Below are 25,967 nucleotides of genomic sequence, written 5' to 3' on the forward strand. Positions count from 1 at the left end.
CCGCCATTTCGGCGAGCCGCCCTACTGCCTTGGCATAGGGCGACAACGACCGAGGGAGAATGGATCGGGCTCGCGATCCGGCGCATTCTCCTGCCCATCGGTTCCGGCCGCCGTACCTAAGTGACAAATCCATACCGATGAAGTCGCCGGCCTCGCCGCGGCGGCGAGTTCGGCAGCCAGCTCACGTCAACAGAGGAAATCCTCGTAAAGGACAAGGAGACCACCCATGAAGATCGTCATTATCGGCGGCACCGGGCTGATCGGCTCGAAGACCGTGGAAAGATTGCGCAGCAAGGGGCACGAGGTGCTGGCGGCGTCACCGAATTCGGGCGTCGACACGATCACCGGCAAGGGGCTCGCCGAAGCGCTGGCGGGCGCCGAGGTGGTGCTCGACCTCGCCAACTCGCCTTCCTTCGAGGACAAGGCGGTCCTGGAATTCTTCCAGACATCGGGCCGCAATCTGCTCAAGGCGGCGTCCGCCGCCGGCGTAAAACATCACATCGCGCTATCGATCGTCGGCATGGAGCGGCTGCAGGGCAGCGGCTATATGCGCGCCAAGATGGCCCAGGAAGAGCTGATCAAGGGCTCCGGCATTCCCTACACCATCGTCCATTCCACCCAGTTCCATGAATTCATGGCCGGCATCGCCCAGTCGGGCACATCAGGCCAGACCGTGCATCTGTCACCGGCTTATGTGCAGCCGATCGCATCGGACGATGTCGCCGACGTCATGGCCGAGGTGGCGCTGGCCGCGCCCGTCAACGGCACGATCGAGATCGGCGGACCGGAGAAAATTCGTCTCACCGACATCGTGACGCGCCTGCTGAAAGCGACGAACGATCCGCGCCAGGTGGTGGCCGATCCGCACGCCCGTTACTTCGGCGTCGAGCTCGAGGATAATTCGCTGGTCACTGGCGCCCAGGCGCGGCTCGGCCGCATTCGCTTCGACGATTGGCTCAGCCGGCAGCCACCGCAGAAAAAGAGCGCCTGACGGCCGGGGCCGCCCTTCGCGGCCCTCGCTGCAACCGTTTCCATCAAACGTAAGGAGACCAGATATGTTAGGAAAAACGATCTCGGCAGCGGCATTCGCCGTTGCCATCGTCGCCGGCACCGTAGCGCATGCCGCGGGCGACAAGGCGAAGGTAACCCTCGTCTACGACCATGCGCTTCCCAACGTTCCCGGCAAGAGCATCAAGGCCGTGCTCGTCGAATATAAGCCCGGCGGCACATCGCCGGGCCACACCCACCCGAAATCCGCCTTCATCTATGCCACCGTTCTGGAGGGCTCGATCAAAAGCCAGGTCAATGACGGCCCGGTGAAGATCTACAAGGCCGGCGAAAGCTTTCCCGAATTCCCCGGCGATCACCACAGTGTCAGCGCCAACGGCAGCAAGACCGCGCCGGCGAAACTGCTTGCGGTCTTCGTGGTGAACTCGGACGAGACGGAGCTGACGACCGACGACAAGTAAGCCGCCCTCGATGCCCGGCGCCGCCGGGCATCGTTCCTTGCTCTCAGTCAAGCAGATTGCAGCGCCATCTCCAGGTCGGCGATCAGATCGTCCGGATGTTCGATGCCGATCGACAGGCGGATGGTCGATTCCAGCACGCCGATGCGCTGGCGGACATCGGCCGGCACGCCGGAATGCGTCATGGTCGCCGGGTGGCTCGCCAGCGATTCCGTTCCCCCGAGACTGACCGCAAGCTTGAACACCTGCAGCGCATTCAGAAATTTGAAGGAGGCCGGCTGGCCGCCGCGAATGTCGAAGGAAAAGGTGGAACCGGCGCCGGTGCATTGCGCGGCGAAGGTCCGGCCGGCCGGCGAATCCGGATCGTGGTAAGGCAGGTAGTGGACCTTCTCGACCTTCGGGTGATCGCGCAGAAAATCGGCGACGGCGCGCGCATTGCTGTTTGCCCGCTCCATACGCAGCTGCAGCGTTTCCAGCGAGCGACCGAGCATCCAGCAGGAATGCGGATCGAGCTGGGTGCCTATCGCGCCGCGCAACGCCTTGACCTGCTTGACGACGGCCTTGCGGCCGAGAACGGCGCCGGCGATCAGGTCGGAATGGCCGCCGACATATTTGGTCAGCGAATAGAGCGAGATATCGGCGCCGTGTTCGATCGGCCGCTGGAACACCGGCCCGAGCAGGGTGTTGTCGCAGACGATGATCGGCACATGTCCCTGCTTTGCGCCGATCGCGTCGGCGACGCGCCGGATCATCGCGACATCGACCAGGCTGTTGGTCGGGTTGGCGGGTGTTTCGATCAGGATAACGGAGACGCGGCCTTTGGCCATCGCCTCCTCGGCCGCCTTCTGCACCGAGCCCTCGCTGACGCCGTCGGCAAAGCCGATGGCGGCGACGCCGAGGTTCAGGAAGGTTTTGGCCAGCAATGTTTCCGTGCCGCCATAAAGCGGCTGCGAATGGAGCACCGCATCGCCCGGCCGGACGAAGGCAAGCAGCGTGGTGGCGATCGCCGACATGCCGGAGGAAAACAGCGCGCCGCTTTCCGTCCGCTCATAGACGGCGAGCCTGTCCTCGACGATCTCGCTGTTGGGATGATTGAAGCGCGAATAGACGAGGCCGGCGCCTTTGCCCGCCGGCGGCTCGCGCCGGCCCGAGACGTAGTCGAAGAAATCGCGGCCGTCCTCGGCGGAGTTGAAGACGAAGGTGGAAGTGAGGAATACCGGCGGCTTGACCGCCCCTTCCGAAAGTTCGGGATCGTAGCCGTAATTCAGCATCTGCGTTTCGGGATGCAGTGCATGATTGCCGATATGGGTTTTGGAAGGATGCGGGGCCGTCATGATCGTCTCCTCTGTCGGGATTGCCCAGGGACAAATTACATCAGAACTGCATGGGAGGAGCAAATGATCGATGCCGCTCCTTAATGGTTAGCTCACGGTCTCGCCCAAAGTGTCTGCAACATAGGCCCCGCGCGCACCCATCGGCAGCGGCGTGCCCGTCGTCGTATCCCTCGCCGTCTGATGTTCCAGCTCGGCGTTGAGTTCCGCGCCGATGACGAGAATGACGACGGAAAGCCAGATCCAGATAAGGAAGCCGATCAGCGCGCCGAGCGTGCCATAGGTCGCGTTGTAATTGGCGAAATGATCGAGGTAGAAGGAGAAGACCAGCGACATGGCGGCCCAGGCGAGGGTCGTCAGACCTGCGCCCCAGGTCATCCACCGCACCCTGGCGGGCTCCCGGCTGGGGCCGAACCGGTAGACCGAGGTGACCGCCAGCGCGACGACCAGCAGCAGCAGCGGCCACCGCAGCAGAAGCGCCATGTGCTCCTTGAACTGATCGAGCCAGAGATAGGAGAGCACCACTGGCATAACCCCGACGAGCACGACCATCACCACCATCAGCAGCATCGCGCTCAAGGTGAAGCAGAGGCCGACGAGGTTCAATCGGATAAGACCGCGCTTTTCATTCTCCTCATAGGCGACGTTCATCGCATCGAAAATCGCCAGCGTGCCGCTATGCGTGCTCCACAGCGCAATGCCGAGACCGACGAAGAAAGTGATGCCAAGCGCGCTGTCGCGCTTGCTGACGAGTTCCTTGATCTGATCGGCCAGAAGGTCGAAGGCGCCCGGCGGCAACAGACCGGCCAATTCGCGAAGATGTTCGGATATGGTGACCGGATCGGCAACCAGCCCATAGAGAGACACCAAAGCCGCCATGGCGGGAAACAGCGCCAGCAGCAGATAAAAAGTCACCCCCGCGGCAATGAGTGTCACCCGGTCGTTCAGGACCTCATGGTAAACCCGCCAGAACACATCGCGAAGGCCGCTGAGCGGAATAGCCTCGGGTGTGGCGGCGCTGCGGCCATGATCGTCAACCGCGCGGCCCGGCGCCGCGGACGGCACCAGCGCACCGCCCTGCTTCGCCTGCATCAACACAAATGCCCCGATCGCCGCCGCCGCCATCATCGCGGCGGCGATGGACAACCTCTTGAGCGGGAGCGCATCTGCCATTACCCTATCCTCCGATTTGCTGCGTGGATAACGCCGGGTGCCGCAAAAGGATGCAAGCCGTTGCTTTCCTGCGTAGATTCGGAGCGCAGGGGAGGGGAGGCCGCAGCCAAGAGGGCTGCGGAGAAAGGAACCCGTCCCAAATTGCCGGATCATAATCCGCTGATTTTATTGGATACTTTTCCTAATACGGAAACGAAACCGAGCTTTGGTTTCATCACTGCAGTCTAGCCCTATATCTGGAGGCGACCGCCGGCTTGGTAAATTCGCTGCCCCAGCCGGCAAATTCTGGCTTTTACGCGGCTTGGAAAGCGCGATCTGGACCTGAATTACGCCTGCCACCATCGACCCGAACGCGGGACATCCAGCACACCACCCATGCCGACCTCATCAAGAGCGCCGTCGAACACCACCGGCAATAGTCGCCCACGTTGTACACGGCAAACATCGCCCGCCGCGCGTCGAAGATGCCGCGCCACAGCCCCCCCCCCGAGAAGCCTCATTCTGAGGTGCCCTGCAGGAGGGCGTCGGGCATGGGTGCAAGGCCTAATCCAAACTCCCTCATCCCTGTGCTCGTCACAGGGATCCAGTGCGCGCAAGTCCTTGGGCGCGAAAGACCTCTTTCCTGACGAAAGTCATTCACCGCGCGGACGCGCCGTGGCTGGGTTCCTGCGACGAGCACAGGAATGACGGAGGTGGAGTGGGCACCCCGCAGGGGCCTCAAAGGGCGAGGCGGGTGCGCCGGCGTCGAAGGAATGCAAGAAGCAGCGCCAGAGCGCGTCCTTCGAGGCTCCGGCCTGCGCGCCTCAGGATGAGGAGCGTTGGAGGATGCCGCCTTCAACAAGGGCCGCGGGCAATCTGCGCTGCAACAACAGATACTGGAAAATCCGCCCCCCCCGAGAGCCTCATCTGAGGTGCCCCGCAGGGACCTCGAAGGGCAAGATGGGCGCGCCATCGCCGAAGCCGAATGAACGCAAGAAGCAACATTGAGCATGTCCTTCGAAGCTCCGGCCTACAGCCTGCGCACCTCTGGATGAGGTGCGCAGGAGGATGCCACCCCTTGATAAGAGGCATTCGGCACACCTCAGCGACGGGCGCAGAAAGACCCGCGCCGACATCTACGAGAGCCTCATCCTGAGGCGCCCCGCAGGGGCCTCGAAGGACGAGGCGGGTGCACTCATGCCAAAGGAACGCAAAAAGCAGCGCTGGAGCGTATCCTCGAGACTTCGGCCTGCACAGCATGCACCTAGAAATCACCCATGCCACGCGAGAAGCTCTCCGGATCTCCACAGATAATGACGCCAGCCGCCTCGCTAATCTTCACGGCAGATCCGTTCCAGCTTGCGCATGCAGCCAATGAACTACCCGGCATTGGCGGCCGCGGGCCTCCTGTGCGCCCGGATGATCTGCCCGACATCCTTGTCATACCGATCATCGGGGAAGGTTATATTCCAGATGAGGCGACGCGACGGCTCCGGAGCGATATTCCCATAACCGAGCTCCTCCAGGCGGAGCAGGAGCAGCAAATGGTCGGTCACGACGATCAGCCGCGCGTAAGTGCTAAGCTGATACAGCGCCGGACGCATGGCGGCATAGGAGTTGAAGCCGAATGATGCGGCGATTGCCTCATCGAAATGCGACGATTTGATGTGAGGATATTGGCCCCGCAGAGCTTGCTTTAACGTGACGACGTTCGAAGGCGAGAACCTGATGGATGGGTTCAACATAGGACGATCCTGTGCTCTGTCGAAGCCTGCCGATTACACTTCGACCTTGAGGAACACAGTCGTCGAAAAACTTCACACGCCTTTCAATCCGGCAGCAGGTCCGGATAGGCTTCCAGACTCATACATTAACCGTCAAACACCTCACCCTCAAGGCCCCGGCCCGTGGAACCAACGGGGATCGGTTGCACACGGCGCGCGATATCGCATGCCCAGCCCGTTGCCCACAACATCCGTTGTCCGCGGCACGCAGATGAATGCACCGAGCAGCGTTGGAGCGTTTCCTTCGAGGCTTCAGCGTCAGGCCGAGGCACGCCCGGACAACGCCGCTCCAGCGCTCCCGAGAAGCCCCATCCTGAGGCGCTCCGCAGGGGCCTCGAAGGACGAAGGCGCGCGCTACCGCCAGACGACGGCAAGGAGCAGCGTTGCGGCGCGTGCTTCGAAGCTCCGCCCTACGGGCTATGCGCCTCAGCATGAGGGGCGGTGGAGGATGCCGCGTCCGACGACGTGGGGCATCGGCGAAAGCCTGTTCCAAACTCCCCATCCCTGTGCTCGGGCTTGACCCGGGGGATGCCACACGGATCCAGTGCGCCCAAGTCCTTGGGCGCGAAAGAGCTCTCTTGACGAAAGTCATTCACCGCGCGGACGCGCCGTGGCCGGATTTCTGCGGCATCCCTCGGATCAAGCCCGAGGAAGGAATGACGGAGATGGAGTGGGCGCCCCACCAGGGACCTCGAAGGGCGAGGCGGCTGCCGCCACCGAATGACCGCAAGAAGCAGCGCCAGAGCACCTCCTGCGAGGCTCCGGCCTGCGGCCCGCGCCTCTCAGGACGAGGGCCGCTGGAGGACGCCGCACCCGCAATAGGGGCCTGACAATCGGCGCCCCAAGCACGGGCGCTGAAGAACCCGCGACGATACTCACGAGAGCGTCATCTTGAGGCACCCCGCAAGCCCCCCAACGACCAAGCGGGTGCGCGAACGCTAAATGGGGCATTCGCACACCGCATCTCTACAACGGGCATCGAAGACTCCGCCCCCGTGAGAAGCCTCATCCTGAGAGCCTGTGAATGTTTGGTAGCGGAGGCGATTGGATTGTGATTCTGTTGGGTCGTTGATTTGCTTGGGGGATGATGGTGGGCGACGACCTGTTCGAAGGATTGCCGGTGCATGGAGCGCGGCGAAGTGCTCAGGTGGGACGCGGAGCGGCGCGCATGCGTGAGCCGGTGCGCGATCAGATCGAGTTGCGTGCCGTCGATATCGACAGCTTGATCGGCCAGGATCATGCGGTGCGGGTCATTTGGAACTATGTCGAGGGACTGGATCTGAGCACGCTCGAAGATCGGATCAAGGCGCGTGAGCACCGGCCAGGCCATCCACCGATTTCGCCACGGCTTTTGCTGGCGCTGTGGCTCTATGCCAGCAGCGACGGCGTCGGCAGCGCGCGGGCGCTGGAACGGCAGTGCGGGAGCCACGACGTCTATCGCTGGCTGTGCGGCGGTGTCTCGGTGAACTATCACACACTGTCGGATTTTCGGGTTGGTTGCGCCGATTTGCTCGACCGGCTGCTTGCCGAGCATCTGGCGGCGCTTGCCGGTGCCGGCCTCGTCACTCTCGATTGTCTGGCGCAGGATGGCGTGCGGGTCCGGGCAAGCGCGGGTGCGGCCTCGTTCGGCCGCAAAGCGACGCTTGATCGGCATCTTTCCATTGCCGAGGCGGTTGTGGATCAGCTCAAGCACGAGGTCGATGCGCGTTCGGATGCCAGCACTCGGCGCATCGAGGCGGCCAGGGAGCGGGCGGCGCGCGAGCGCGGCGAGCGGCTCAGAGCAGCCCAGGTCGCTCTTGACGAGATCGAGCGCCATCGCCAGGCGCGCGAAGAAAAGCGCGGCAATGGCAAAAAGCCGAAGGAGCCGCGCGCCTCCAGCACGGATGCACAGGCGCGGGTGATGAAGATGGCCGACGGCGGCTTCCGCCCGGGTTATAATGTGCAGGTTGCGAGCACGGCCGGTGAGCAGTTCGTGGTCGGGCTCGAGGTGACCAATGCCGGCTCCGATCGCGGCCTCATGCGGCCGATGCTGGAGCGGTTGCGCGCGCTAAGCGGCCATCTGCCGCGGCGCTATCTCGCCGATGGCGGCTTTGGCAGCGCTGAAGATATCGAGTGGGCGCACGGCGAAGGGGTTGAGGTCTTTTGTCCGCCCACTCAGTCCAAGCACGGAACCGATCCCTTCTTGCCGCGCCGCGGCGACGGTCCGGGTGTGTCGGCCTGGCGGGCCCGCATGGCAAGCGAGGCGGGCAAGGCTCAGTACAAACCCCGATCGATCTGCGAATGCGTCCATGCCCGCTGGCGCAACTGGAATCTGCGACAATTGACGGTGCGCGGCATCGAAAAGGTCCAGGCCGTCGTGCTCTGCTACGCACTCACCAACAATATCTTGCAAGGCCATCGGCTTGCCAAGGGCTGAGCCACTGTCACCACCCAGACACCAACACGCGACCATCCGAACGCAGCGCGCAATCGCCTGACGCTCGACTGCATCGGCCAGCCAAGATCGGCCAAAAACGCGCCGGATTCAAAAGCTTCACAAGCTCTGAGGCGCCCCGCAGGGGCCTCGAAGGACGAGGCGGGCGCACTCACGCCAAGAAATGCGAGAAGGAGCTTGGAGCGGTCCTCCGAGAGTTTGGCCATCGGCCTGCGCACGTCAGGACGGAACTGGAGGCTCGCACCGGGCGCTGATATTCTGCATCGCCGCGCTGAGGCGAGCGAGGATCGACCCTGCAAAGGACGGGGCGGCGAGAATCCGCTATCAATTGCGAATGCGTTGTCCGCGGACAACAGGCAACCGTTTCAGAGCGGCGGCGCGGCGCAAGTTGTCCGCGGACAACGCCACACAGAATCCGCCCGCCATCATCAGAGCTACGCCCGCTTAACCTTCCTCCACCGCATCATCCGCCATGACCCAACCACCACGCTTGAATTTGCGGCATGGCGGCACTACCTGTTGGTCGACCGAAGCGCTCTCCCCTCCGAGCCGCTTTGGTTCGACGGACAGCATTCCTCCTCCCAGGCTGTCGGTCCCTATCGAAGCCCGGCGCTCTCTCCCGCGCCGGGCTTTCGTTATCTCGGCGAGCCGCCGTCGCCGCCGACCAGCTTTCCACTGCCGGAAAGACTATGTCAGGGCTCATCGTAACAAAGCGCCCATTGGTCGCCGATATACCAGCAGCGCCCTATCCGCGGCTCCGTCTTCCAGATCAGGCTCTTGACGAACTCGATGCCGCCGCGCTTGAACGCGGCCGTCAGCGCCTCGATCTCGTTCTCATCGATGGTCAACCCACCATCGGCGCAGACGAAATAGGCTGTGCCGATCCAACGCGCCGCAAATCCACGCGCGCCGCGCTCGATACGAAGCGCAGCGCCATGGGAGGTATGACGGCCGCTATTCGGCGCCCGGCCCTGGCGCGGTACGCCGAGCGGCATTACCAGGCGCCCTCCCGGCCGCAGACTTTCGATCCAGGGCTCGGCGGGACGCCCGACGGCAAAGTTCACGTAGATCGCGTCCATCTCTAGCTGCGGCCATTGATTGCCGTCGGCGATGATGACGCTGACATTGGCCCGGTCGGCAAGGGCGGATCGAGCGTGGCCGGCCAGATCACGATCCATCTCGATGGCATAGACATGACCAGTGGCGCCGACCAACTCGGAAAGAACCGCGCTATAATAACCCGGTGCCGGCACCGATATGGGCGATGCGATCGCCGATTTGAACGTCGAGCTCCGCCAGCAACCGGGCATGCAACGACGGGCTGCCATTATTGACGCCCTTGTCGGGCTGCAACGCAAACAGCACATCCTGATAGGCAAGAACCAAATCGGCGGAGAGCAGCCGGCGATATCCGCCACCCAGACTGGCGATCTGCCACGGCGGCGCGCCAAGGAATTTTTCGCGGGGTACGACCGCAAAGGCGGCGGCCTCGATCCGCGGGTTCGTCGTTCCGGCGGTGGCCGCCACCTGTCGGGCGTAAGCCCGGCGGACCACCGCAAGTTCGTCGGCCGTGAACGTCGCAGTCGGCATGACTCATCTCCGGCATGTCTTTGAGATCTGTTCCGTTTTACGTCTCGCGGCTTAAGATCTAACACGATCGACGGGCGACAGTCTTCTCAAGACTGCGGCATTCGTGACGGAAGTTAAATGCCATTTTTCTTCCTTTGTAGAAAACTACGCTGTTACGTCAGAGGCTTACTCTAGCCGCGCTACAAAACTCTATCCATCGCAGCACTGAGCCGGGCGCATGGCATGGCCTGGTATGTTGGTCACCCGCGACGTTCCTCTGGTGCCAACTATGAAAAGGATTGAGTTTTTCACTAGGCCATGCCATACGCCCCGACACTCCGTATTGCCGCGGCTGCTGAACCTAGGCACTCACGGAGAACAACATGAACGCGCCATCATTCATCTGCCGCACCAGCAACATTGCTGGGCATGTCATCAGGTCCGTCGTTGCACACGACGAACCGGAGCAGAGTTTTTCACATTCACTTGCGGACCTTGCGAGCGCTCTGCCATCGCCGGAGGCGTTGACTCAAAAGAGGGCCTCGCTTCGTGCCGTCGTCACGACCCCCGACTTTCATCCCGGGAAACCCGTCCCCGTCGGCGTCGTCGCTGATCTAGAAGGCGCGGTTCTCCCGCACATGATCGGCTCTGACATCGGATGCGGGATGCGCATGGTTGTTCTCGAAGACGTTACGGCCGATCAATTATCGACACCACTTCTCGACCATCATCTTCGTCATCTCTTCTTTCAAGGTGGGCGGGATATCGCCCTAACGGGATTGGACCGGCACGCAATTCTGCGCGAGGGTCTACCTGGGCTCCTTGATAACCTACAACGGACGAGTGCTGGCCTGCTGTCCAAACTTGACCTTTCGCGGGCGTGGGTCGATCTCGAACGGCATTCGGACAACGGCGTTTTCTCATGTGAAGACATCGATCCTGACTTCTCAGACTATGCGCAGGTCGATGACGACCACCGCCGCGATGCTATCCTCGGCACGATCGGTGGTGGGAACCACTTCGTGGAACTCGGTTATGTCGATCACGTTGCGGATGGCGCATTTGCCCGAGCCGCCGGACTGAAATCCGGCTCAGTCGTCCTTGTCGTCCACTCCGGCTCTCTCGACTTTGGACAGCGAGTAGGCACGGCAACAAAAGAGAGAGCGAGGATTGCTTCAAGATCTGGCGAGGATTGGCGGGTGCTCTCTATGGAGATGCAGCCGCACCTCTACAGACGATACTTGGATGGCCATGCGAATGCGGTGAATGCCGCCTTCGCCAACCGCTTCTTTATCGAACTGGCGGCGGTGGAGGCCGTAGCGCGCGCTTTGGGACGAGAAATCGACCATCGTCTCGTCTATGACGCCCCACACAACACTGTTTGGCAAAACGGAAATATCGTACGCCATAGAAAGGGTGCGTGCCCAGCTAGGGGCGTCGGTGTCATGGCCTCCAGTCCATATGAATGGCTCGGCGAACCGGTCATCCTTCCCGGCTCCATGGGCGATGGCACATGGCTACTTGCGGGATGCGGTTCGAGCGACTTTCTGGAGTCCGCTGCTCATGGAGCGGGTCGCAAGCTATCGAGGCAGGAAGCACGCTCGAAAACGAATATCAGCAGTGGGCTACGTGTCATCGGTCCCGTCGACCCTCGAAGCCCGACTTTGCGGGGCCGGCAGGATATTGTGGCCGAGATCCACGCTCGACTCAAGGAAGAGGCGCCAGCGGCATACAAGCCAATCGACAGCGTTATGGCGCCGATGGTCGAAGCGAACATGATAACAAAAGTTGCGAGGATCAAGCCACTCATCACGGTGAAGGGATGATACACGGCAATGACCAGAGACGTGCGGCCTTAAGAGCAGGCCGCCCCCGACCAATCAGGCGTGCGCCGTTATGCGGTGCATGCCGTTTACGCTATACCGTTTCTTGATCCTGTCGACCGGCGTCCCGTCCTGAAGCGGGACCTGGACCACCCTGTCATAGGTCTCAAAACCCATCTTGGCGTAATAGCCGAGGCCGCTGACATTGTCGGCGCGGATGGTCGCATTGATGAATTCGAGTCCGAACGCTTCCGCTGCCGCCAGGGTCGCGGGAAAAAGCGCGCTGCCGATGCCTGCGGTCTTCGGGTTCATACGGGCAAAGGTCGCAATGTCGGCGACGCCTTTCGGCGGATCGCCGTATAAGCTCAGCGATTGGAAGCCGACCAGCGACCGATTGTGCTCGGCCACATGGCAGGCAAGCGGAAACTCGCCATCGATGAACCAGTCGGCAAACTCGGCAGCCGAAAGCGGGGTCTCGAGCGCTGTCGTTCCGCCGGCCCGGATGATCTCGTTCAGCAGAGCGCTCAGTTCCTCCGCGTCGGAGGAGACGGCTTTTCGGATATGCATGTCTTGGCTACCTCGTCGCGAGCCAACAACCTATCGGCGAGATTTTGAGATGGCAAGTCTGAGCTAACCATCCAGGCCTCGAACGAATTTGGTCATCGCGGCGATGATGATGACGGCCGAGGCGGCACCCGGATCGATATGCCCGGTCGCACGCGCTCCCAGCCGCGACGCCCGCCCCTTGGCGGCCGTCATCTCCCGGGTCGCTTCGCAGCCTTGGCGCGCTGCCTGTTCCGCTATCTCGAAACATTGGGAGAGGGGCGTTCCCGACTGCCAGGCATCGAGCGCCGCGTCCGCCGCAGGCTTCCACGCATCGACCATCGTCTTCTCGCCGGGCTCCGCCTTGCCGCGTTCCCGAATGCCTTGCGCCATCGCCGCGAAAGCGCGCAGGAAGTCGTCATCGCTGAGTTCAGGCCTGTCCTTGACTGCCGCTCCGGCGCGCATGAAGGCCGTGGCATAGAGCGGGCCGGAAGACGCGCCGACCGCATTCAGGAATGCCTTTGCCGCCGCGTTGAAGACGGCCGTCGGCGCAATCTGCGCGGGGTCGAGCGCGCCGACCGCCTTGGCCGCCGCCTCACAGCCGGCGTCCATGGCAAGACCGTGATCGCCATCACCGATCGCGCCATCCAGCTCACAGAGATGGTCACGCTGCGCCGCGATATCGGCGGCGATCAGGGCAAAGAGGTGCTGCAGGTCTTTGGTCGTGATCGCCATCGATCACCTCCTGAACATGGCGCAATCGCAGGGATGGTCGATCAGCCGCCGAAGCTCGTCATCGAGATGCATGAGCGTGATCGAAGCGCCGGCCATTTCGAGCGAGGTGCAGTAATTGCCGACAACCGAGGTATGGATGACGAGCCCGGCCTCATCGAGCCGCGCCTTGGCACGTCGCATCATGATGTAGAGCTCCATCATCGGCGTGGAACCGAGCGAGTTGACGAGCACCGCGACCCGGTCGCCCCGCTCGGCCTTCATTTCGCGGAGAAGGTTGTCCATCAACTCGTCGGTCACCGCATCGGCCGTTCCCAGCGGTTCGCGGGCAACGCCGGGCTCGCCATGGATGCCCATGCCGATCTCCATCTCCTCCTCGCCGATCAGGAAGTTCGGCTTCAAGGTCTGGGGCAGCGAGCAGGGCGAGAGTGCCACGCCCATCGTATAGGTTCGCGCATTGGCATGGCGGGCGGCGCGCTCGACCTCGTCGAAAGAATAAAGAAGATCGCAGGCAGCACCGGCGGCCTTGAAGATGAAGACGTTGCCGGCAACGCCGCGCCGCCTGTCGCTCTGGTCGGCCGGGGCAGACGCCACGTCGTCGGTGGTCAGCACGGTGCGCACTTCGATATCGTCGAGTGCCAGCATTTCGGCGGCCATGTCGAAATTCATGACGTCGCCGGCATAATTGCCGTACATGAACAGCACACCGGCGCCGCCGTCGACCGCCTTGGCGCAGGCGATGATAGGATCGGGCGGCGGCGAGGCGAAGACATTGCCGATTGCGGCAGCATCCGCCAGCCCCCTGCCGACATAGCCGAGGAATGTCGGCTCGTGCCCGGAGCCGCCGCCGATCACCAGCCCGACCTTGCCCTGGCGCGGCCCATTTCTGGCAATGATGGCGCGCGGCATGTCCTCCACGGCATAGAGATGCTCGGGATGCGCCGCGAGGACGCCTTGCAGCATCTCATCGACGGCATCCGCGCCTGCATTGATAAGCTTCTTCGTCTTCACGCCGATCCTCCCCAGAACGAGCTCCGACTGCATAGATGCGGCTGGCGCCCAGAACGTCAATCCGCCAGCGGCATGACCGCGGTGGCGAATGGTGCGAGCAGCAACTGTTTGTCCAAATCCGCCGGCCGGCATGCGCTGCAATCGACCGTCCGGTTCTCGCCGGTCAGATTGACGATATGAAGCCTGGCGCCTGCGGCATCCCTGGCAACGAAAGACAGCACCTCGGAGGGGGAGGAGGAGACGCATTCCTGCCAGGCGGCGCCCGCCAGCGCCGACAAAGTCCGCACGGTGTTGAACAGTGGCCGCCGCCCGCCTTGCTCGACCGGTTCGTCAGGACCGGCGATCAGCCCGAAAGGACCGGTCAGGGCCGAAAGCGTCAGGCATTCGAGGCCGGCGTCCAGCACCCGGATGGCGTAGCCCAGCGCAAAGGCCTCGGCGAAACATCCGTTATGGCGGGGGTCACGGTTGGCCATCGGAATACGCCCGCCGGACGGATTGTCCATGGTGCGGCTGCCATAGGGGTTCTGCCGCATCGGGATCGTCGATGGGCCGATGCGATAGGGCTTGTCGCCGTAGATCGCGCGGACGGATCGGGTGATGAAGGGCAGCGCCTCCAAGGTCTGCATGACGCTGAGATCGTCGGCCGCATGCACGATCGGGTTGGTGCAATGGCTGACGAAATCGATCTCGCTTGCCGGCACGCGCTTGCGGTTGAGCTCGGTGAAATAGCTGAGCATGCCGCCGCCGATGCGCATGCCGGGGAAGGCGGCGCGGGCCGCGGCATAGATCTCTTCGAGGGGAGGGCAGTCCGGCCATTTGCTGCCCGGTGGTGTCGACTGCCGATCGACCGAAGGTGAGATCAGGATCGCATCCGGCCGGAAATCCGCGCGCTGCATCTGGCGGGCGATCTCGGCCGCTTCGCTCGATGGCGACGACTTGCAGGCAAGCGCGATCTCCAGCGTCGTGCGGCCGATATGAGCAGCAGTGATCGCGGCAAATTTCTGCAGCGCTTCGGCGTCATGTCCGGCATTCGGATCGAAATGGAAGAGCAGTTCCCGAGGCGCGATCTCCAACAGCGGCGACCGGGCCGCGAGCGTTGCATCGGCCTCCTCCGGCGTCACGACCACGCCGATATCGGGCATGGTACCGGTCCTTGTTCCGAATTCGAGCCTGATTGTTCCGCTCGACGCCGCGGCTGCGAGCGGTGCGGAAGGGCCGGTATCCCTGATAATCAGCGACGTCTTCTGCCGAACCGGTTGGCTGGCAGGAAGCCGGTAGGGCCAGGGCAGGGCGAGCGGCCGGACATAGGTCTTGTAGGAGGCATCGGACCAGTTCCGCTGATCCTCCATTTCGAAGGTGTCGCCTTCCATCCGGCATTCCGCCGAAACATTAGCCGCGACCTTATGGGAAATGGCGCGCATATCTTTGAACGGCTGCCAAGGCTCGATGACATCGGGAAAGCGCGTCTCGACGATCCGGCCGTCGACGTGTTCGACCGTTGCCGTTGACCCGGCAACGCCGACGATCGGGTGCAGGATGCAGAAGCCGCAGCGGTTGGTCTCGAAGCCGGTTTCCGAAACGGCTTCGGCCTCGAAATCGAGCCGGTCCTGATCTGCCCTGATGCGAACCTCGATGACAAGGCTCGTTCCGTCGGACGCCTCGCAAGTCGCCCGGTAAGCAACATCGAAACGACCTTCGCCCTGATCGATCCGGAGATCGGCTATGCCGGGGCTATAGGTGCCCCAGTCCCGGTCGCGAACGAGGTAGGAAATCGCCCGCAGCACCTCGATTCCCTGGTAGCGGATGGAGCGAAGGCCGCCATCGGCGAGATCGGCCGTCAGCTTTCCGGCCGTCAGGCGAACCGGCGGTCTTTCCTGAGCGCGGGTGCCGTAGAGCTGGAACGCATCGGCCGTCATCGCAGCATCGCCCGGACATCGATCGTCTGCCCCCTGGAAGCACTGTCATAGGCAGCTTCGACAAGCGCGAATGTCTTCAGATTGTCGGCGCCCGAGGTCGAATGTTCCGCGCCGCGCCTGAGCTGGTCGACCCAATGCTGCTGGATCGCATAGACGCTCTCCTGGATATTGTGCCAGGGTCGCGAGGCCCAGGACAGCAGCTTTGGCGAGACATCCATCCTGGTCGTGCCCCGGCCGTTGGTGATTTCGAGGCCATACCCCTGGCTGAGGCGGATCGTACCCTCGGCGCCGTCGAGTTCGATCAGGGTCTCGGGGAAGGGCTCTTTGGAAAGCTTGGTGGCGTAGCTGACGTCGACGACCGAGGTGGCGCCGTTTTCATGATCGAGCAGGATGGTCGCGACGTCCTCACCCTTGATCTTAGGATTGACCCGCCTGCTGCGGGCGGTCAGCGAATTGACGTCGCCGAGGATATAGCGGGCGATATCCAGCGTATGGATGCCCAGATCTTCGATGATGAACCGGTCGCCCTCGGCCAGATAGGGCTGGCCGGAGAAAACGTCGTAACCCGAGCGGAAGGAGAAGCGGCCCCAGAAGGGCGTGCCGATCGCGCCGGCGTCGAGCGCCTTGCGGACCGCCTGGATCGGCGCCTGCCAGCGAAAATTCTCGTGCACCATCAGCGCCACGCCGGCATTGTGGCAAGCCTCGACCATTGCCTTGGCATCCGACAGCGTCTTGGCGAAGGGCTTCTGGCAGATGGCCGGCACCTTATTCCGGGCGGCCATTTCCACCAGCGCGCGGTGGCTCTGGACGGTCGTGGCGATATCGACGAAATCGAAGCCGCCATCGGCAAACAAGGCCTCGGCATCGCTGTAGCGCCGCTCGATGCCGAACCGATCGCCGACGAGCTTCAGCCGTTCCGGATCGCGGTCGCAGATCGCGACGATCTCAGCACCGTCGACATCCTTCCAGGCATGCATCTGGTTGATCGCAAAGAAGCCGCAGCCGATCAACGCGCCTTTCAATTCGGTCATGTCAACCTGCCTTCGCCATCTGCATCAGCGTGACGCGCTGCTGCAGGCGGCGCTGCGCCTGGTCGACGACCACGGCAATGATGATGACGAGGCCCTTGATGACCATCTGCCAGAAGGAGGAGACGCCCATCATAACAAGCCCGTCAGAGAGAATGCCGATGACGAAGGCGCCGATGATCGTGCCGCCGATCGTGCCGCGCCCGCCCGACATCGAGGTGCCGCCGAGAACGGCTGCCGCGATCGCATTGAGTTCGAAGCTCTCGCCGGTGGCCGGATGGGCGGCCATCAATTCGGATGAAATGACGACGCCGACGATCGCCGCGCAAAGGCCGGAGAACATATAGACGAAGATTTTCACGACATCGACGCGGATGCCGGACATGCGCGCCGCCCGTTCATTGCCGCCGACGGCGAAGATGTGGCGTCCGATCGGCGTCGAGCGGGCGACATAGGCGGCCGCCAGCGCCAGCACGATCAGGATCCAGATCGACACGGGCAGGCCGAGAATACGTCCGGCGCCGAAGAAATCGAAGCCGGTCGTGGCATATTCCGGCCGACCGACGAGGTTGGGAAAGGTCTGGCCATCGGACGATAGCAGCGCCAGGCCGCGGGCGACATACAGCGTTCCGAGCGTGGCGATGAACGGCGCGACGTTGAGCTTGGTGATCAACAGGCCGTTGATGAGGCCGATGATAAGGCCGATCGACAGCGTGATCAGCACGATCTCGAAGAGGTTGAAATAGATGGTGTAGCCGATCGGCAGTTCGATGCCGTAGAGGATCAGGCCGCCGGCAACCATGCCGCACAGGCCGACGATCGAGCCGACGGAGAGGTCGATGCCGCCGGTGATGATGACGAAGGTCATGCCCATGGCCAGGAAGGCGTTCAGCGCCACATGTTTCGACATCAGGATCATGTTCGCCGTCGAGGTGAAGTTCGGCGCGAAGATCGCAAAGAAGATGATGACGGCGAACAGCGCGATGAAGGTCCTGAGCTTCATCAGCGTCAGAAGCGCCGAGCCGTTGGCGCCCTTCGGCGCAAGAGTGGTTGAGGTTGCCGCCATCATGACGCGAGTTTCCCTTGATGTCCGTGTCCCTTGGCCGAGGCCGCGATAATAGCCTCCTCCGTCGCCTCGTCCCTGTCGAAGACGGCGACCAACTGGCCGTTGCTCAAGACCGCGATGCGATCGGATAGCGCCATGACCTCTTCGAGGTCGGAGGTCGAAAACAGGATGGCGAGCCCGTTTGCCGCCAGCCGGCGCATGGTGCGGAAGACGTCGGCCTTGGCGCCGACATCGATGCCGCGGCTCGGCTCATCCATCAGCAGCACCTTCGGGTTGGTCATCAGCGCCTTACCGATGACGACCTTCTGCTGGTTGCCGCCGGACATCGAGGTGACCTCGAAATCCGGGTTCGGCGCCTTGATGGAGAGATCCCGGATCGCCTCCTGAATGGCGTTCTTTTCCGCGCCGCTGTCGATATGGAAGAGACGGGTGAAGCGCGACAGGCTTGCGAGCGTCAGGTTCGAGGCGATCGAGAGCACCTGCACCAGCCCCTCCCGCTGCCGGTCTTCCGGGATCAGCGCAAGGCCGCGGCGGATGCGCCGCGTGGTGTCGCGGGCGCGCACCTCCTTGCCGTCGATGAAGATCCTGCCGGTCGAATGCGTATGGCGCCCGATCACGCATTCGAAGAATTCGCTGCGCCCGGCGCCCATCAGGCCGTAGATGCCAAGGATCTCGCCTGCCTTGACCGAAAGGGAGACGTCATTGACCGCCAGCCCGCCGGTTGGTCTCGGAAGGCTGATATTTTCGGCGCGGAAGACTTCATTGCCGACGGAATGGGTGACGGATTTCGCGAAATCCTTGGCGTCCGAGCCGATCATCGAGCGCACGATCCAGCGCGTGTCGATGTCGCGCACCATGGCATGGCCGGTGATCTGGCCGTCGCGCAGCACCGTTATGTAGTCGCCAATCCGCATCAGCTCTTCCAGCCGGTGCGAGATATAGACGATCGCCACACCCTGAGCCTTCAGCTCGGCGATCACCTTGAACAGGATTTCGACTTCGGCCGCCGACAGCGCCGATGTCGGCTCGTCCATGATCAGGATGCGGGCATTGAGCGACATCGCCTTGGCGATCTCGACCAACTGCTGCTGGCCGATCGGCAAGTCCTCGACCATCGTATCCGCCTCGATGCCGGCATCGAGGCGCCGCAGAAATTCATTGGCCTTCTCGACCTGCGCCTTGTGATCGATGCCGAGCAGGCCGCGGGTGATCTCTCGCCTTGCGAAGATGTTTTCGGCGACCGACATGTTGGCGAAGAGATTAAGCTCCTGGAAGATCATGCCGATGCCGTGCGCCTGCGCGGCGGCCGGGCTGTCGAAGGAGACCGTCTCGCCGTCCAGGATGATACGGCCGAGGGTCGGACGCTCGACGCCGGCGATGATTTTCATCAGCGTCGATTTGCCGGCGCCGTTCTCGCCGACCAGAACGTTCACCGCGCCGCGGCGCAGCTCCAGATTGGCGCGCTTGACAGCGACGATGCCGGAATAGACCTTCGACACGTCGTCGAGGCGCAGGATGATATCGCCCTCTCGTGCCTCTGCCGCCGTCATGAGCCCACCTTCAGTTCCGAAGGGGTGACGAGCGGAAGCTCTCCGCTTTTCGGCAACGGAAAGGCGCCGATCACGGTCACCGTCTTGCCGGTCAGACCATCGCGCGGAACGGCGGCGAGCAAAGCGGTATTGGCCTTCTCGTTGAACGCCTTGCCGAACTGCGCCCATTCGATCTGGTTCTTGAATTCGTTAAAGTTGACGAATTCCAGCGTGTCGCGCAGGGCGGTGCCGCGTAGCGCCGGCCCGATCTGCACCTTGGCATCGGCCTTCCCGTCGCCATCGGCGTCGACATCGAGCGTTGCCGCGCGCGAAGCCGTATCGGCTGCGACGACCTTGCCGGTGATCTTCACCGCATAGGTCCAGGGCGAACTGCTCTGCTTGCGCGGATTGCCGTATTTTTCGCCCGCGGCATCGGGGCTCGTGGCAACGAGCTGCATGACGTCCTTCAATTCTCCGGCGCGCTTTTCGAAATAGGGCACGACGTCAGGCTGCCAGATCGCCTCGACCTTGGCATTCGGATCGAAGGCGGTCTTGGCCACTTCAGCCGCTTTTTCCTCAGCGGTCGGCGTCTTGATGATCTTGCAACCGGGCAGGGCCGCCGCCACGATGGCAGCGACCAGGGCGCCCTTCATTCTCAACATACGGGTGAACCTCGACGTCTTGCAAAATGCATTGCGGAGGACGCAACGCTGCACCCTCCGCAATTGGTGCTGGTCAATTCGTCAGGGCGAAGGTCTCGAGCTTGCCGGAATTGTCGGCATTGATGAGAACGCAATCCATCAGCTGTTTCTCTTCCTTCGGCGTCGTCTTGTTCTTGATGTAGGCGTCGGCCTGTTCCACCGCCAACTGGGCCTGCGCATAGGCGGGCTGCAAGACGGTCGCCTTGATGCCGCCCGCCTTGATGGAATCGCGCACGTCGTTGGAACCGTCGAAGCCGACGACGATCACATCCTTGCGGCCAGCCGCCTGGAGTGCGGCGATCGCGCCCATGGCCATGGTGTCGTTGCCTGAAATGACACCCTTGATATCGGGATTGGCCTGAAGGATGGTTTCCATCTTCGAATAGGCTTCCGTCTGGCTCCAGTTGGCCGACTGCTTGGCGACCGACTTCAACTCCGGATAATCGTCGATGACGTCGTGATAGCCCTGCGAGCGGATGCCGGCATTGGTGTCGGACTCCTTGCCCACCAGTTCGACGTAATTGCCCTTCTCGCCCATCAGCTTGACGAATTCCTGCGCCCCGAGCTGCGCGCCCTGATAGTTGTTCGAGACGATCTGGGCGACGGCAACGCCGGTCGCGTTGATTTCGCGGTCGATCAGGAAGGAGGGGATGCCGGCATCCTTGGCCTTCTTGACGGCGGCGACGGAAGCGTCCGCGCCGGCATTGTCGAGAATGATCGCCTTGGCGCCGCGCCCGATGGCCGTATCGATCATTTCCGACTGCTTGTTGGCGTCGTCGTCGTGGGTCATGACCAGGGTCTCGTAGCCGAGTTCCTTCGCCTTGGCTTCGGCGCCGACGGCTTCGGCCTTGAAGAAGGGGTTGTCATGCGCCGGCGTGATGATGGCGATGAGGTCGGCCGCAAAGGCCGGCATGGCCGTTCCGAGTGCCAGCGCGCTGGCAAAGGCTGCGAGTGTCAGTCTGCGTGTCAGTGTCAGTTTCATTTTTTCCTCCCTGTTGTGAATGAAGCTCCGTCTCCCCGGAGCGGTGCCCCGTCTCCGGAGCGGTTAAGGGGGAGGGCATGCCTCCCCAGGCCGGTTCAGGTGATGCGCCGGATGCTTTCGGCGATCTCCTGCGGTTCGAATACTTTTTTCCAATCGTCACGCATCAGCGCCGGGACGCCGAACTCGATCGCCTTGTTGCAGGCATCCGAGAACACGCCGTCGACCTCCTTGAAGATGACTGCGCCGAGCACGTTCATATGACCGAGCAGAAAGTCGCGGGCCGCCTCTGCAGGCACGCCGCGCGCCACGCATTCGTCCATCGCCTGGCGCATGACGACGAGCAGCGAGGCGCAAACGGTTTCGGACAAGCCCGGCTCAAGCATGGCGAGCTGATCGACCGTAACCCGGTGCGAGCGCATCACCGGCGCCCAGATGATTTTGGCGATTTCCTCGCCGAGCGCATAGGCGCTGTCTGGCCCCTGCATCAGCGCCGAGACGATGTGCTGCTTGGCAAACAGGCCGCCGAAATGGTCCTTCTTGGCCTGCATATCCGTCTCATCGTTGAAGATCGGCGGATGGCAGGGATGGGTGACGAAATAGGTGAGATCATCACGCTTCGGCAGATGGCCGGCAAAGGGCGCGGCAGCATCGAGCGCGACCACCATGGTGCCGGATGCGAGCTTGTCGACGATACCGGCCGCGACCTTGCCGATCGCCGTATCCGGCACGGCGAGGATGACCACATCAGCACCATCGAGGGCGGCCTCGACCGGCACGCAATCGAGACCGAGATCGTTCTTCAAACGTGCTTTGCCGGCGTCGCTCACCTCGACATGGCGCACCTGGAAGCGCGAGACTTTGAGATTTTTGGCAAGCCGGTATCCCATTTTGCCGCCGGCGCCGAAGAGAGCAATCTTGGTCATGTTTTCCTCATCTTTCCGTCTGGATATGATCATGTACTGGTATGATGAGTCAATCACCATATCACTATTTTGGTTGTTCAAGACCCATGTTTTTCGGCGTCGAGCCGGTCAATCGCCTCGACGTTGCCGGCCGACGGGCCGTCCGGGTCGAATTCGGAGGCAAGCCAGACATCGACGATCGACTTTGCCAGTTCCGGCCCGATGACACGCGCGCCCATCGTGATGATCTGGGCATTGTTCGATTTTGCCGCCCGTTCCGCCGAATACGTGTCGTGGGTGAGGGCGGCGCGAATGCCCGGCACCTTGTTGGCGGAAATACACACGCCGATGCCGGTGCCGCAGAACAGGATGCCGCGCTGATGTTCGCCGTCGACGATCGTCTGCGCCAGGCGCTGGGAGAGATCGGCGTAGAAGCCGGACTGGCTGAGGTCATGCACTTCGAGGTCCGCCTTGCCGGCGAGATGGGCGGCAATGACATCCAATAGCGGTTTGCCGGCGCTGTCGGCGCCGATTGCGATCTTCATGGCAGTTTCCTTTCACTCGCCGTCTGGCGTGGGGATGAGCGGTCGATCGCCGCGCCGACGCGGCCGAGGATGTCGAGGTAACCGTCGATGGACCAGGCGGAGCGGCCGATGAACAGGCCGTCGATATGCGGCGCGGTGATCAATTCCTCGCAATTTCCAGGATTGACGCTGCCGCCGTAGAGGACCGGCATCGCCCGGCCGAGAATGGCTCTCGCCACCGCGGCGATCTTGCCGTGCCGCTCCGAGGCGTAATCGGCGGTCGCCGGAATACCCTTGGCGCCGATCGCCCAGACGGGTTCGTAGGCAAGCAGGATCGAAGCCTCGCCGGTCTCGGTATCGACGCCCCGCAGGGCGGCCTCGACCTGCCGCCGCAACACCGCATCGGCCCGCCCCTCCTGGCGTTCCTGCAAGGTCTCGCCGATGCAGATCAACGGCGTCAGACCATGGCGGAGCGCGGCGGAAACCTTGAGGCCGACGGTCTCGTCGGTCTCGCCGAAATGTTCGCGGCGCTCGGAATGGCCGAGCTCGACGATATCGAGTTCGCAGTCCTTCAACATCACCGGAGAAATCTCGCCGGTCCAGGCGCCGGCATCTTCCCAATGCATGTTCTGGGCGCCGACCTTCACCGAGGTCTCGGCGAGCAGGCGCTTGACATCGCGCACCGCGGTAAAGGCGGGAATGACGAAGCGCTGCACGCGGCTATCGCGTTCCCCATCGGTCGCTGCGAGGCGGCGCGCGAAAGCGAGCGCTTCCTCCACCGTCTTGTTCATCTTGAAGCTGGTGCCGACCCAGACGACCATCAGTTCTTCCTTCCCAGACGGATCTGCGCGAAATAGCCATCCGTTCCGACCTGGCCGCCTTTCAGTGCGATCTGCAGGCCGTTGGTCGGCGCATAGTCGCCATGCGCCAGGCACAGCGGCGAACCCGGGGTCTGGGGCAGCGGCAGCAGCGTCGTCAGCGCGTCGATCCTCAATTGCCGGAGCGCATGGCTCGACGTATCGCCGCCGGCGACGACCGCGCGCGACAGCCCTTCGGCTTCGATCAGCCGCCGCAGGATCGTGCCAAGCGCGCTGCCGAGCCGGTGACGCGCGCCCGGCAGCCGGTCGATATCGGCGCCGCGGTTCGCCGAGGGGCCAAGCGCCGTATGGAGGATGACGCTCTTGCCTTCTTTCAGCTTGCCGACACCCGCCTGCACGGCGGCATCCACGGCGCCTTCGCCATTGGAAATCAGCACGAGCGGATCGAGCGCAATGCTCTCGAAACCGTTCTCGGCAGCCGTGCGGATCTGGCGCTCGGTGGTCGGCGAGACGCTGCCGGAGACGACGGCGAGGCGATCGACCGGGCCGATATCAGGGAATTCGGCGCTAATCTCTCCGATCAGGCCGGCCTGCCGCCAGGCGCTGAGCAGGGCATATTCGACCCCCGACGAGCCGGCGACGAAACGTCCCGAGCGACCGGTGACCCGCAGCATCTGCCAGCCGGCGGCCGCCTGCGTTGCGTCGGAGTCGACATCGAGGAGCAGTATCCCTTCGCCATCCGATGTCAGCGCGTCGATCCGTTGGTCGGCGTCCGCCGCAGTGATCGCGACGAGATCGGCGAGCAGGACGGGGAGGGCGGTCTGCTTCGACAGGTGGAGCGCAAGATCCGCCTCGTCCATCGGCGTGACGGGATGGCGGCTCATGACGGGGTGGCGGTCGATGCGGAAGACGCGGCCCTGATAGGCGGCAAAGAGATTGCCGAAGGCCGTATAGCGCCTCAATTGCGGCGCGCCGACGATAACCGGCACGATCGATTGCCGGAAACGCCCGCGGCCGATTTCGATCGCCTTGCCGATATTGCCGACCCCGGGGCTGGAATCGAAGGTCGAGCAGACCTTGTAATGGCAGATCGAAGCGCCGAGCAAATTCAGCCAGTCGAAGGCAGGCGCAAGGTGTTCCTGCATCCATGCCGGCGTTTCGCTGCGGCTCGTCCCCGCGAGACCGATCGCGCGGCAGTGTTTGAAGCGGGCGAGCAATTCCGGCCTGGGGATGTCGAGGAAGAGCACGGTCTCGACACCGTTCGAAGCCAGCGCCTCCATGACGTCGGTCGAGCCGGTAAAATCATCGCCGTAATAGCTGACGAGACGTCCATCCATCTGGTTCACGCGCCCTTGCCGTCGCTGAATTTCGCAATCGAGGCGGCAAGCTCCGGATGGTCCTTGGCGTAGACCTCCAGCGGGATATCCGCGACCGCCGCCTGCCAGGCCTGCTGCACGGCGCGAACGCCGGCGGCCGGTCCGCCGGGATGGCTGACGATGCCGCCGCCGCAGAGATAAAGCAGATCGACGGTGCGGCCGGTGCGCTGGTAGGTTTCCGGCGCCTGTCCGCCCCATTGGCCGGAGCCTGCGACCGGAAGCGGGCAATCGGCGGCGTCGAAGAGCGGCGTGCTGACGGCCTTGAAGGAGGAGACGAAGCTGTCGTCCGGCTCCCAATACTTGACCCGGATGCCGTTGATCTGGAACTGGTCGACGCCGAGCAGCCGCCAGAACTGCTGGTAGACCCTGAAATCCATGCCGGCGCCCGGATCGCGCGTCAGCACGTCCCAGCCGTTGCGATGCGCGTGCAGCACCAGGCTGGAGCGCTTGCGCAGAAAGCTCATGCCGCCGAAACCGATCGAGTTGATGTTGACGACGGCGCAGTTGCCGCCGGCCGCCGCGACAATATCGTGATTGCGCATCATCTCGTCGGGGTCGGCATGCGAGATGCCGAAGGCATACATGACCTTCTTGCCGGTCTTCTGCTGGTGATCGAGAACGCGCGGCATGATCGCCGCGACGCGCTCCTTGAGCGGCGAATAGGCCGGGCTCATCAGCTTTTCGTCGTCCTTGATGAAGTCGACGCCCGATCCAATCAGCTCGCCGACGAGTTCCGCCGTCTCGTGCGGCCTCAGCCCGAGCGCCGGCTTGACGATCGTGCCGATGATCGGCCGGCCTTCGACGCCGGTGAGGCGGCGGCTGCCCGGGATGCCGAACTGCGGCCCGGGATGGGCGCTTTTGAACGCCTCCGGCAGTTTCATGTCGACGATGCGGATGCCGGTCATACCCTTGATCGAATAGACGCCGCCGATCGCGATGGTCATCAGCGCCGAGAGATCGGTGCCGATCGCATCCAGCGGAAAGCCGATGTCGACATCGGCGCGGTGGAGCCGCGTGCCGGGCGCGACCTCGGGCCAGGTCGGATGGCGCCCGTCCTCGAGCGGGCGGATCGCCAGCACCCGGGCGGCGACGCGCGATTTCAACTCCTCGGTCTCACCCGGAACCGGCACGAAGGTTCCGGTCGACTGGTCGCTGGCGATCTTCGCAGCCATCGCCTCGACGCTGCTGGCCGTTTCGATGCGGTAGGTCAGGGTAATCATCATCAACGGACGGCTGCTCCTCTCGGCCAACGCAGATTGTCATGGCGTCAACTTGTGATG

Annotated in this window: 21 protein-coding genes and 1 pseudogene; 5 read left to right on the forward strand and 17 right to left on the reverse strand. The window is 63.1% G+C overall.

Annotated features, from left to right (window positions below):
• Positions 1-226 precede the first annotated feature (226 nt).
• Both AMK05_RS30105 and AMK05_RS30110 read left to right on the forward strand, forming a co-directional pair.
• On the forward strand, positions 227-991 hold the full coding sequence (locus tag AMK05_RS30105) for an SDR family oxidoreductase (protein ID WP_064843874.1): 765 nt from the start codon (positions 227-229) through the stop codon (positions 989-991).
• 64 nt (positions 992-1,055) lie between these two features.
• A complete protein-coding gene (locus AMK05_RS30110) occupies positions 1,056-1,469 on the forward strand; it encodes a cupin domain-containing protein (RefSeq protein ID WP_064843875.1) in 414 nt (137 codons plus the stop codon).
• A 47-nt stretch (positions 1,470-1,516) separates the two neighbouring features.
• Here AMK05_RS30110 and AMK05_RS30115 read toward each other — a convergent pair whose 3' ends face one another.
• Positions 1,517-2,800: a cystathionine gamma-synthase family protein gene (locus AMK05_RS30115; protein WP_064843876.1), complete on the reverse strand. Its 1,284-nt coding sequence runs from the start codon at positions 2,798-2,800 to the stop codon at positions 1,517-1,519.
• An 87-nt stretch (positions 2,801-2,887) separates the two neighbouring features.
• A complete protein-coding gene (locus AMK05_RS30120; protein WP_064843877.1) occupies positions 2,888-3,970 on the reverse strand; it encodes a YihY/virulence factor BrkB family protein in 1,083 nt (360 codons plus the stop codon).
• Positions 3,971-5,226: 1,256 nt separating this feature from the next.
• Here AMK05_RS30120 and AMK05_RS35435 point away from each other — a divergent pair.
• Complete coding sequence (locus AMK05_RS35435; protein ID WP_190237357.1) at positions 5,227-5,580, forward strand: hypothetical protein; 354 nt, start codon at positions 5,227-5,229, stop codon at positions 5,578-5,580.
• A 1,237-nt stretch (positions 5,581-6,817) separates the two neighbouring features.
• A complete protein-coding gene (locus tag AMK05_RS30130) occupies positions 6,818-8,149 on the forward strand; it encodes an IS1182 family transposase (protein ID WP_082935607.1) in 1,332 nt (443 codons plus the stop codon).
• 710 nt (positions 8,150-8,859) lie between these two features.
• Here the strand turns inward: AMK05_RS30130 and AMK05_RS30135 are convergent.
• Positions 8,860-9,757 (reverse strand): annotated as a pseudogene (locus AMK05_RS30135) (protein-L-isoaspartate O-methyltransferase family protein).
• A 362-nt stretch (positions 9,758-10,119) separates the two neighbouring features.
• On the opposite strand from AMK05_RS30135, the gene AMK05_RS30140 reads away from it, so the two are divergent.
• Positions 10,120-11,562 carry an RtcB family protein gene (locus AMK05_RS30140; protein ID WP_064843879.1) on the forward strand — a complete coding sequence of 481 codons (1,443 nt, stop codon included), beginning with the start codon at positions 10,120-10,122 and terminating at the stop codon, positions 11,560-11,562.
• A 54-nt stretch (positions 11,563-11,616) separates the two neighbouring features.
• Here the strand turns inward: AMK05_RS30140 and AMK05_RS30145 are convergent, their stop codons facing one another.
• The 14 genes from AMK05_RS30145 to oiaX all read right to left on the reverse strand — a co-directional run bounded on the left by AMK05_RS30145 (position 11,617) and on the right by oiaX (position 25,910).
• The gene (locus AMK05_RS30145; protein ID WP_064843880.1) at positions 11,617-12,126 is read right to left on the reverse strand and encodes a GNAT family N-acetyltransferase; all 510 of its coding nucleotides are present in this window, start codon (positions 12,124-12,126) and stop codon (positions 11,617-11,619) included.
• 63 nt (positions 12,127-12,189) lie between these two features.
• Positions 12,190-12,837 (reverse strand): dihydroxyacetone kinase subunit DhaL, encoded by a 648-nt coding sequence (gene dhaL, locus AMK05_RS30150; RefSeq protein WP_064843881.1) that lies wholly within the window; start codon positions 12,835-12,837, stop codon positions 12,190-12,192.
• A 3-nt stretch (positions 12,838-12,840) separates the two neighbouring features.
• The gene (locus AMK05_RS30155; RefSeq protein ID WP_064844945.1) at positions 12,841-13,845 is read right to left on the reverse strand and encodes a dihydroxyacetone kinase subunit DhaK; all 1,005 of its coding nucleotides are present in this window, start codon (positions 13,843-13,845) and stop codon (positions 12,841-12,843) included.
• 56 nt (positions 13,846-13,901) lie between these two features.
• The gene (gene apnL / locus AMK05_RS30160; protein ID WP_064843882.1) at positions 13,902-15,761 is read right to left on the reverse strand and encodes a D-apionate lactonase; all 1,860 of its coding nucleotides are present in this window, start codon (positions 15,759-15,761) and stop codon (positions 13,902-13,904) included.
• A complete protein-coding gene (locus AMK05_RS30165; protein ID WP_064843883.1) occupies positions 15,758-16,792 on the reverse strand; it encodes a Gfo/Idh/MocA family protein in 1,035 nt (344 codons plus the stop codon). Before AMK05_RS30165 ends, apnL begins: the two co-directional genes overlap by 4 nt.
• 1 nt (position 16,793) lies before the next feature.
• Entirely contained in the window at positions 16,794-17,858 is a 1,065-nt protein-coding gene (locus AMK05_RS30170) for an ABC transporter permease (protein WP_054185406.1), read from the reverse strand.
• Positions 17,855-19,405 carry a sugar ABC transporter ATP-binding protein gene (locus tag AMK05_RS30175; protein WP_064843884.1) on the reverse strand — a complete coding sequence of 517 codons (1,551 nt, stop codon included), beginning with the start codon at positions 19,403-19,405 and terminating at the stop codon, positions 17,855-17,857. Before AMK05_RS30175 ends, AMK05_RS30170 begins: the two co-directional genes overlap by 4 nt.
• Positions 19,402-20,046, reverse strand: a complete 645-nt coding sequence (locus tag AMK05_RS30180) for a DUF2291 family protein (RefSeq protein WP_064843885.1) — start codon at positions 20,044-20,046, stop codon at positions 19,402-19,404. The genes AMK05_RS30175 and AMK05_RS30180 overlap by 4 nt, the downstream gene beginning before the upstream one ends.
• 73 nt (positions 20,047-20,119) lie before the next feature.
• Complete coding sequence (locus AMK05_RS30185; RefSeq protein ID WP_064844947.1) at positions 20,120-21,061, reverse strand: D-ribose ABC transporter substrate-binding protein; 942 nt, start codon at positions 21,059-21,061, stop codon at positions 20,120-20,122.
• A 101-nt stretch (positions 21,062-21,162) separates the two neighbouring features.
• Positions 21,163-21,990 (reverse strand): phosphogluconate dehydrogenase C-terminal domain-containing protein, encoded by an 828-nt coding sequence (locus AMK05_RS30190; protein ID WP_064843886.1) that lies wholly within the window; start codon positions 21,988-21,990, stop codon positions 21,163-21,165.
• Between the two features lie 77 nt (positions 21,991-22,067).
• The gene (derI, locus tag AMK05_RS30195) at positions 22,068-22,514 is read right to left on the reverse strand and encodes a D-erythrulose-4-phosphate isomerase (RefSeq protein ID WP_003592019.1); all 447 of its coding nucleotides are present in this window, start codon (positions 22,512-22,514) and stop codon (positions 22,068-22,070) included.
• Complete coding sequence (locus AMK05_RS30200) at positions 22,511-23,314, reverse strand: triose-phosphate isomerase (RefSeq protein ID WP_064843887.1); 804 nt, start codon at positions 23,312-23,314, stop codon at positions 22,511-22,513. The genes derI and AMK05_RS30200 overlap by 4 nt, the downstream gene beginning before the upstream one ends.
• Positions 23,314-24,648 carry a four-carbon acid sugar kinase family protein gene (locus tag AMK05_RS30205; RefSeq protein WP_064844949.1) on the reverse strand — a complete coding sequence of 445 codons (1,335 nt, stop codon included), beginning with the start codon at positions 24,646-24,648 and terminating at the stop codon, positions 23,314-23,316. Before AMK05_RS30205 ends, AMK05_RS30200 begins: the two co-directional genes overlap by 1 nt.
• A 5-nt stretch (positions 24,649-24,653) precedes the next feature.
• Positions 24,654-25,910 carry a 3-oxo-isoapionate-4-phosphate decarboxylase OiaX gene (gene oiaX, locus AMK05_RS30210; protein ID WP_064843888.1) on the reverse strand — a complete coding sequence of 419 codons (1,257 nt, stop codon included), beginning with the start codon at positions 25,908-25,910 and terminating at the stop codon, positions 24,654-24,656.
• Between the last annotated feature and the right edge of the window lie 57 nt (positions 25,911-25,967).

The sequence above is a fragment of the Rhizobium sp. N324 genome (genome assembly GCF_001664485.1).
Taxonomy (GTDB): Bacteria; Pseudomonadota; Alphaproteobacteria; order Rhizobiales; family Rhizobiaceae; genus Rhizobium.

Bases quoted from the DNA above. Each gene is read 5' to 3' on its own strand.
- AMK05_RS30205 (WP_064844949.1), bottom strand. From the start codon at position 24,648: ATGGATGGACGTCTCGTCAGCTATTACGGCGATGATTTTACCGGCTCG.
- AMK05_RS30175 (WP_064843884.1), bottom strand. From the start codon at position 19,405: ATGACGGCGGCAGAGGCACGAGAGGGCGATATCATCCTGCGCCTCGAC.
- AMK05_RS30180 (WP_064843885.1), bottom strand. From the start codon at position 20,046: ATGTTGAGAATGAAGGGCGCCCTGGTCGCTGCCATCGTGGCGGCGGCC.
- AMK05_RS30200 (WP_064843887.1), bottom strand. From the start codon at position 23,314: ATGGTCGTCTGGGTCGGCACCAGCTTCAAGATGAACAAGACGGTGGAG.
- AMK05_RS30165 (WP_064843883.1), bottom strand. From the start codon at position 16,792: ATGACCGAATTGAAAGGCGCGTTGATCGGCTGCGGCTTCTTTGCGATC.
- oiaX (WP_064843888.1), bottom strand. From the start codon at position 25,910: ATGATGATTACCCTGACCTACCGCATCGAAACGGCCAGCAGCGTCGAG.
- AMK05_RS30170 (WP_054185406.1), bottom strand. From the start codon at position 17,858: ATGATGGCGGCAACCTCAACCACTCTTGCGCCGAAGGGCGCCAACGGC.
- AMK05_RS30145 (WP_064843880.1), bottom strand. From the start codon at position 12,126: ATGCATATCCGAAAAGCCGTCTCCTCCGACGCGGAGGAACTGAGCGCT.
- AMK05_RS30115 (WP_064843876.1), bottom strand. From the start codon at position 2,800: ATGACGGCCCCGCATCCTTCCAAAACCCATATCGGCAATCATGCACTG.
- derI (WP_003592019.1), bottom strand. From the start codon at position 22,514: ATGAAGATCGCAATCGGCGCCGACAGCGCCGGCAAACCGCTATTGGAT.
- AMK05_RS35435 (WP_190237357.1), top strand. From the start codon at position 5,227: ATGCCACGCGAGAAGCTCTCCGGATCTCCACAGATAATGACGCCAGCC.
- AMK05_RS30110 (WP_064843875.1), top strand. From the start codon at position 1,056: ATGTTAGGAAAAACGATCTCGGCAGCGGCATTCGCCGTTGCCATCGTC.
- AMK05_RS30140 (WP_064843879.1), top strand. From the start codon at position 10,120: ATGAACGCGCCATCATTCATCTGCCGCACCAGCAACATTGCTGGGCAT.
- AMK05_RS30190 (WP_064843886.1), bottom strand. From the start codon at position 21,990: ATGACCAAGATTGCTCTCTTCGGCGCCGGCGGCAAAATGGGATACCGG.
- apnL (WP_064843882.1), bottom strand. From the start codon at position 15,761: ATGACGGCCGATGCGTTCCAGCTCTACGGCACCCGCGCTCAGGAAAGA.
- dhaL (WP_064843881.1), bottom strand. From the start codon at position 12,837: ATGGCGATCACGACCAAAGACCTGCAGCACCTCTTTGCCCTGATCGCC.
- AMK05_RS30105 (WP_064843874.1), top strand. From the start codon at position 227: ATGAAGATCGTCATTATCGGCGGCACCGGGCTGATCGGCTCGAAGACC.
- AMK05_RS30130 (WP_082935607.1), top strand. From the start codon at position 6,818: ATGATGGTGGGCGACGACCTGTTCGAAGGATTGCCGGTGCATGGAGCG.
- AMK05_RS30120 (WP_064843877.1), bottom strand. From the start codon at position 3,970: ATGGCAGATGCGCTCCCGCTCAAGAGGTTGTCCATCGCCGCCGCGATG.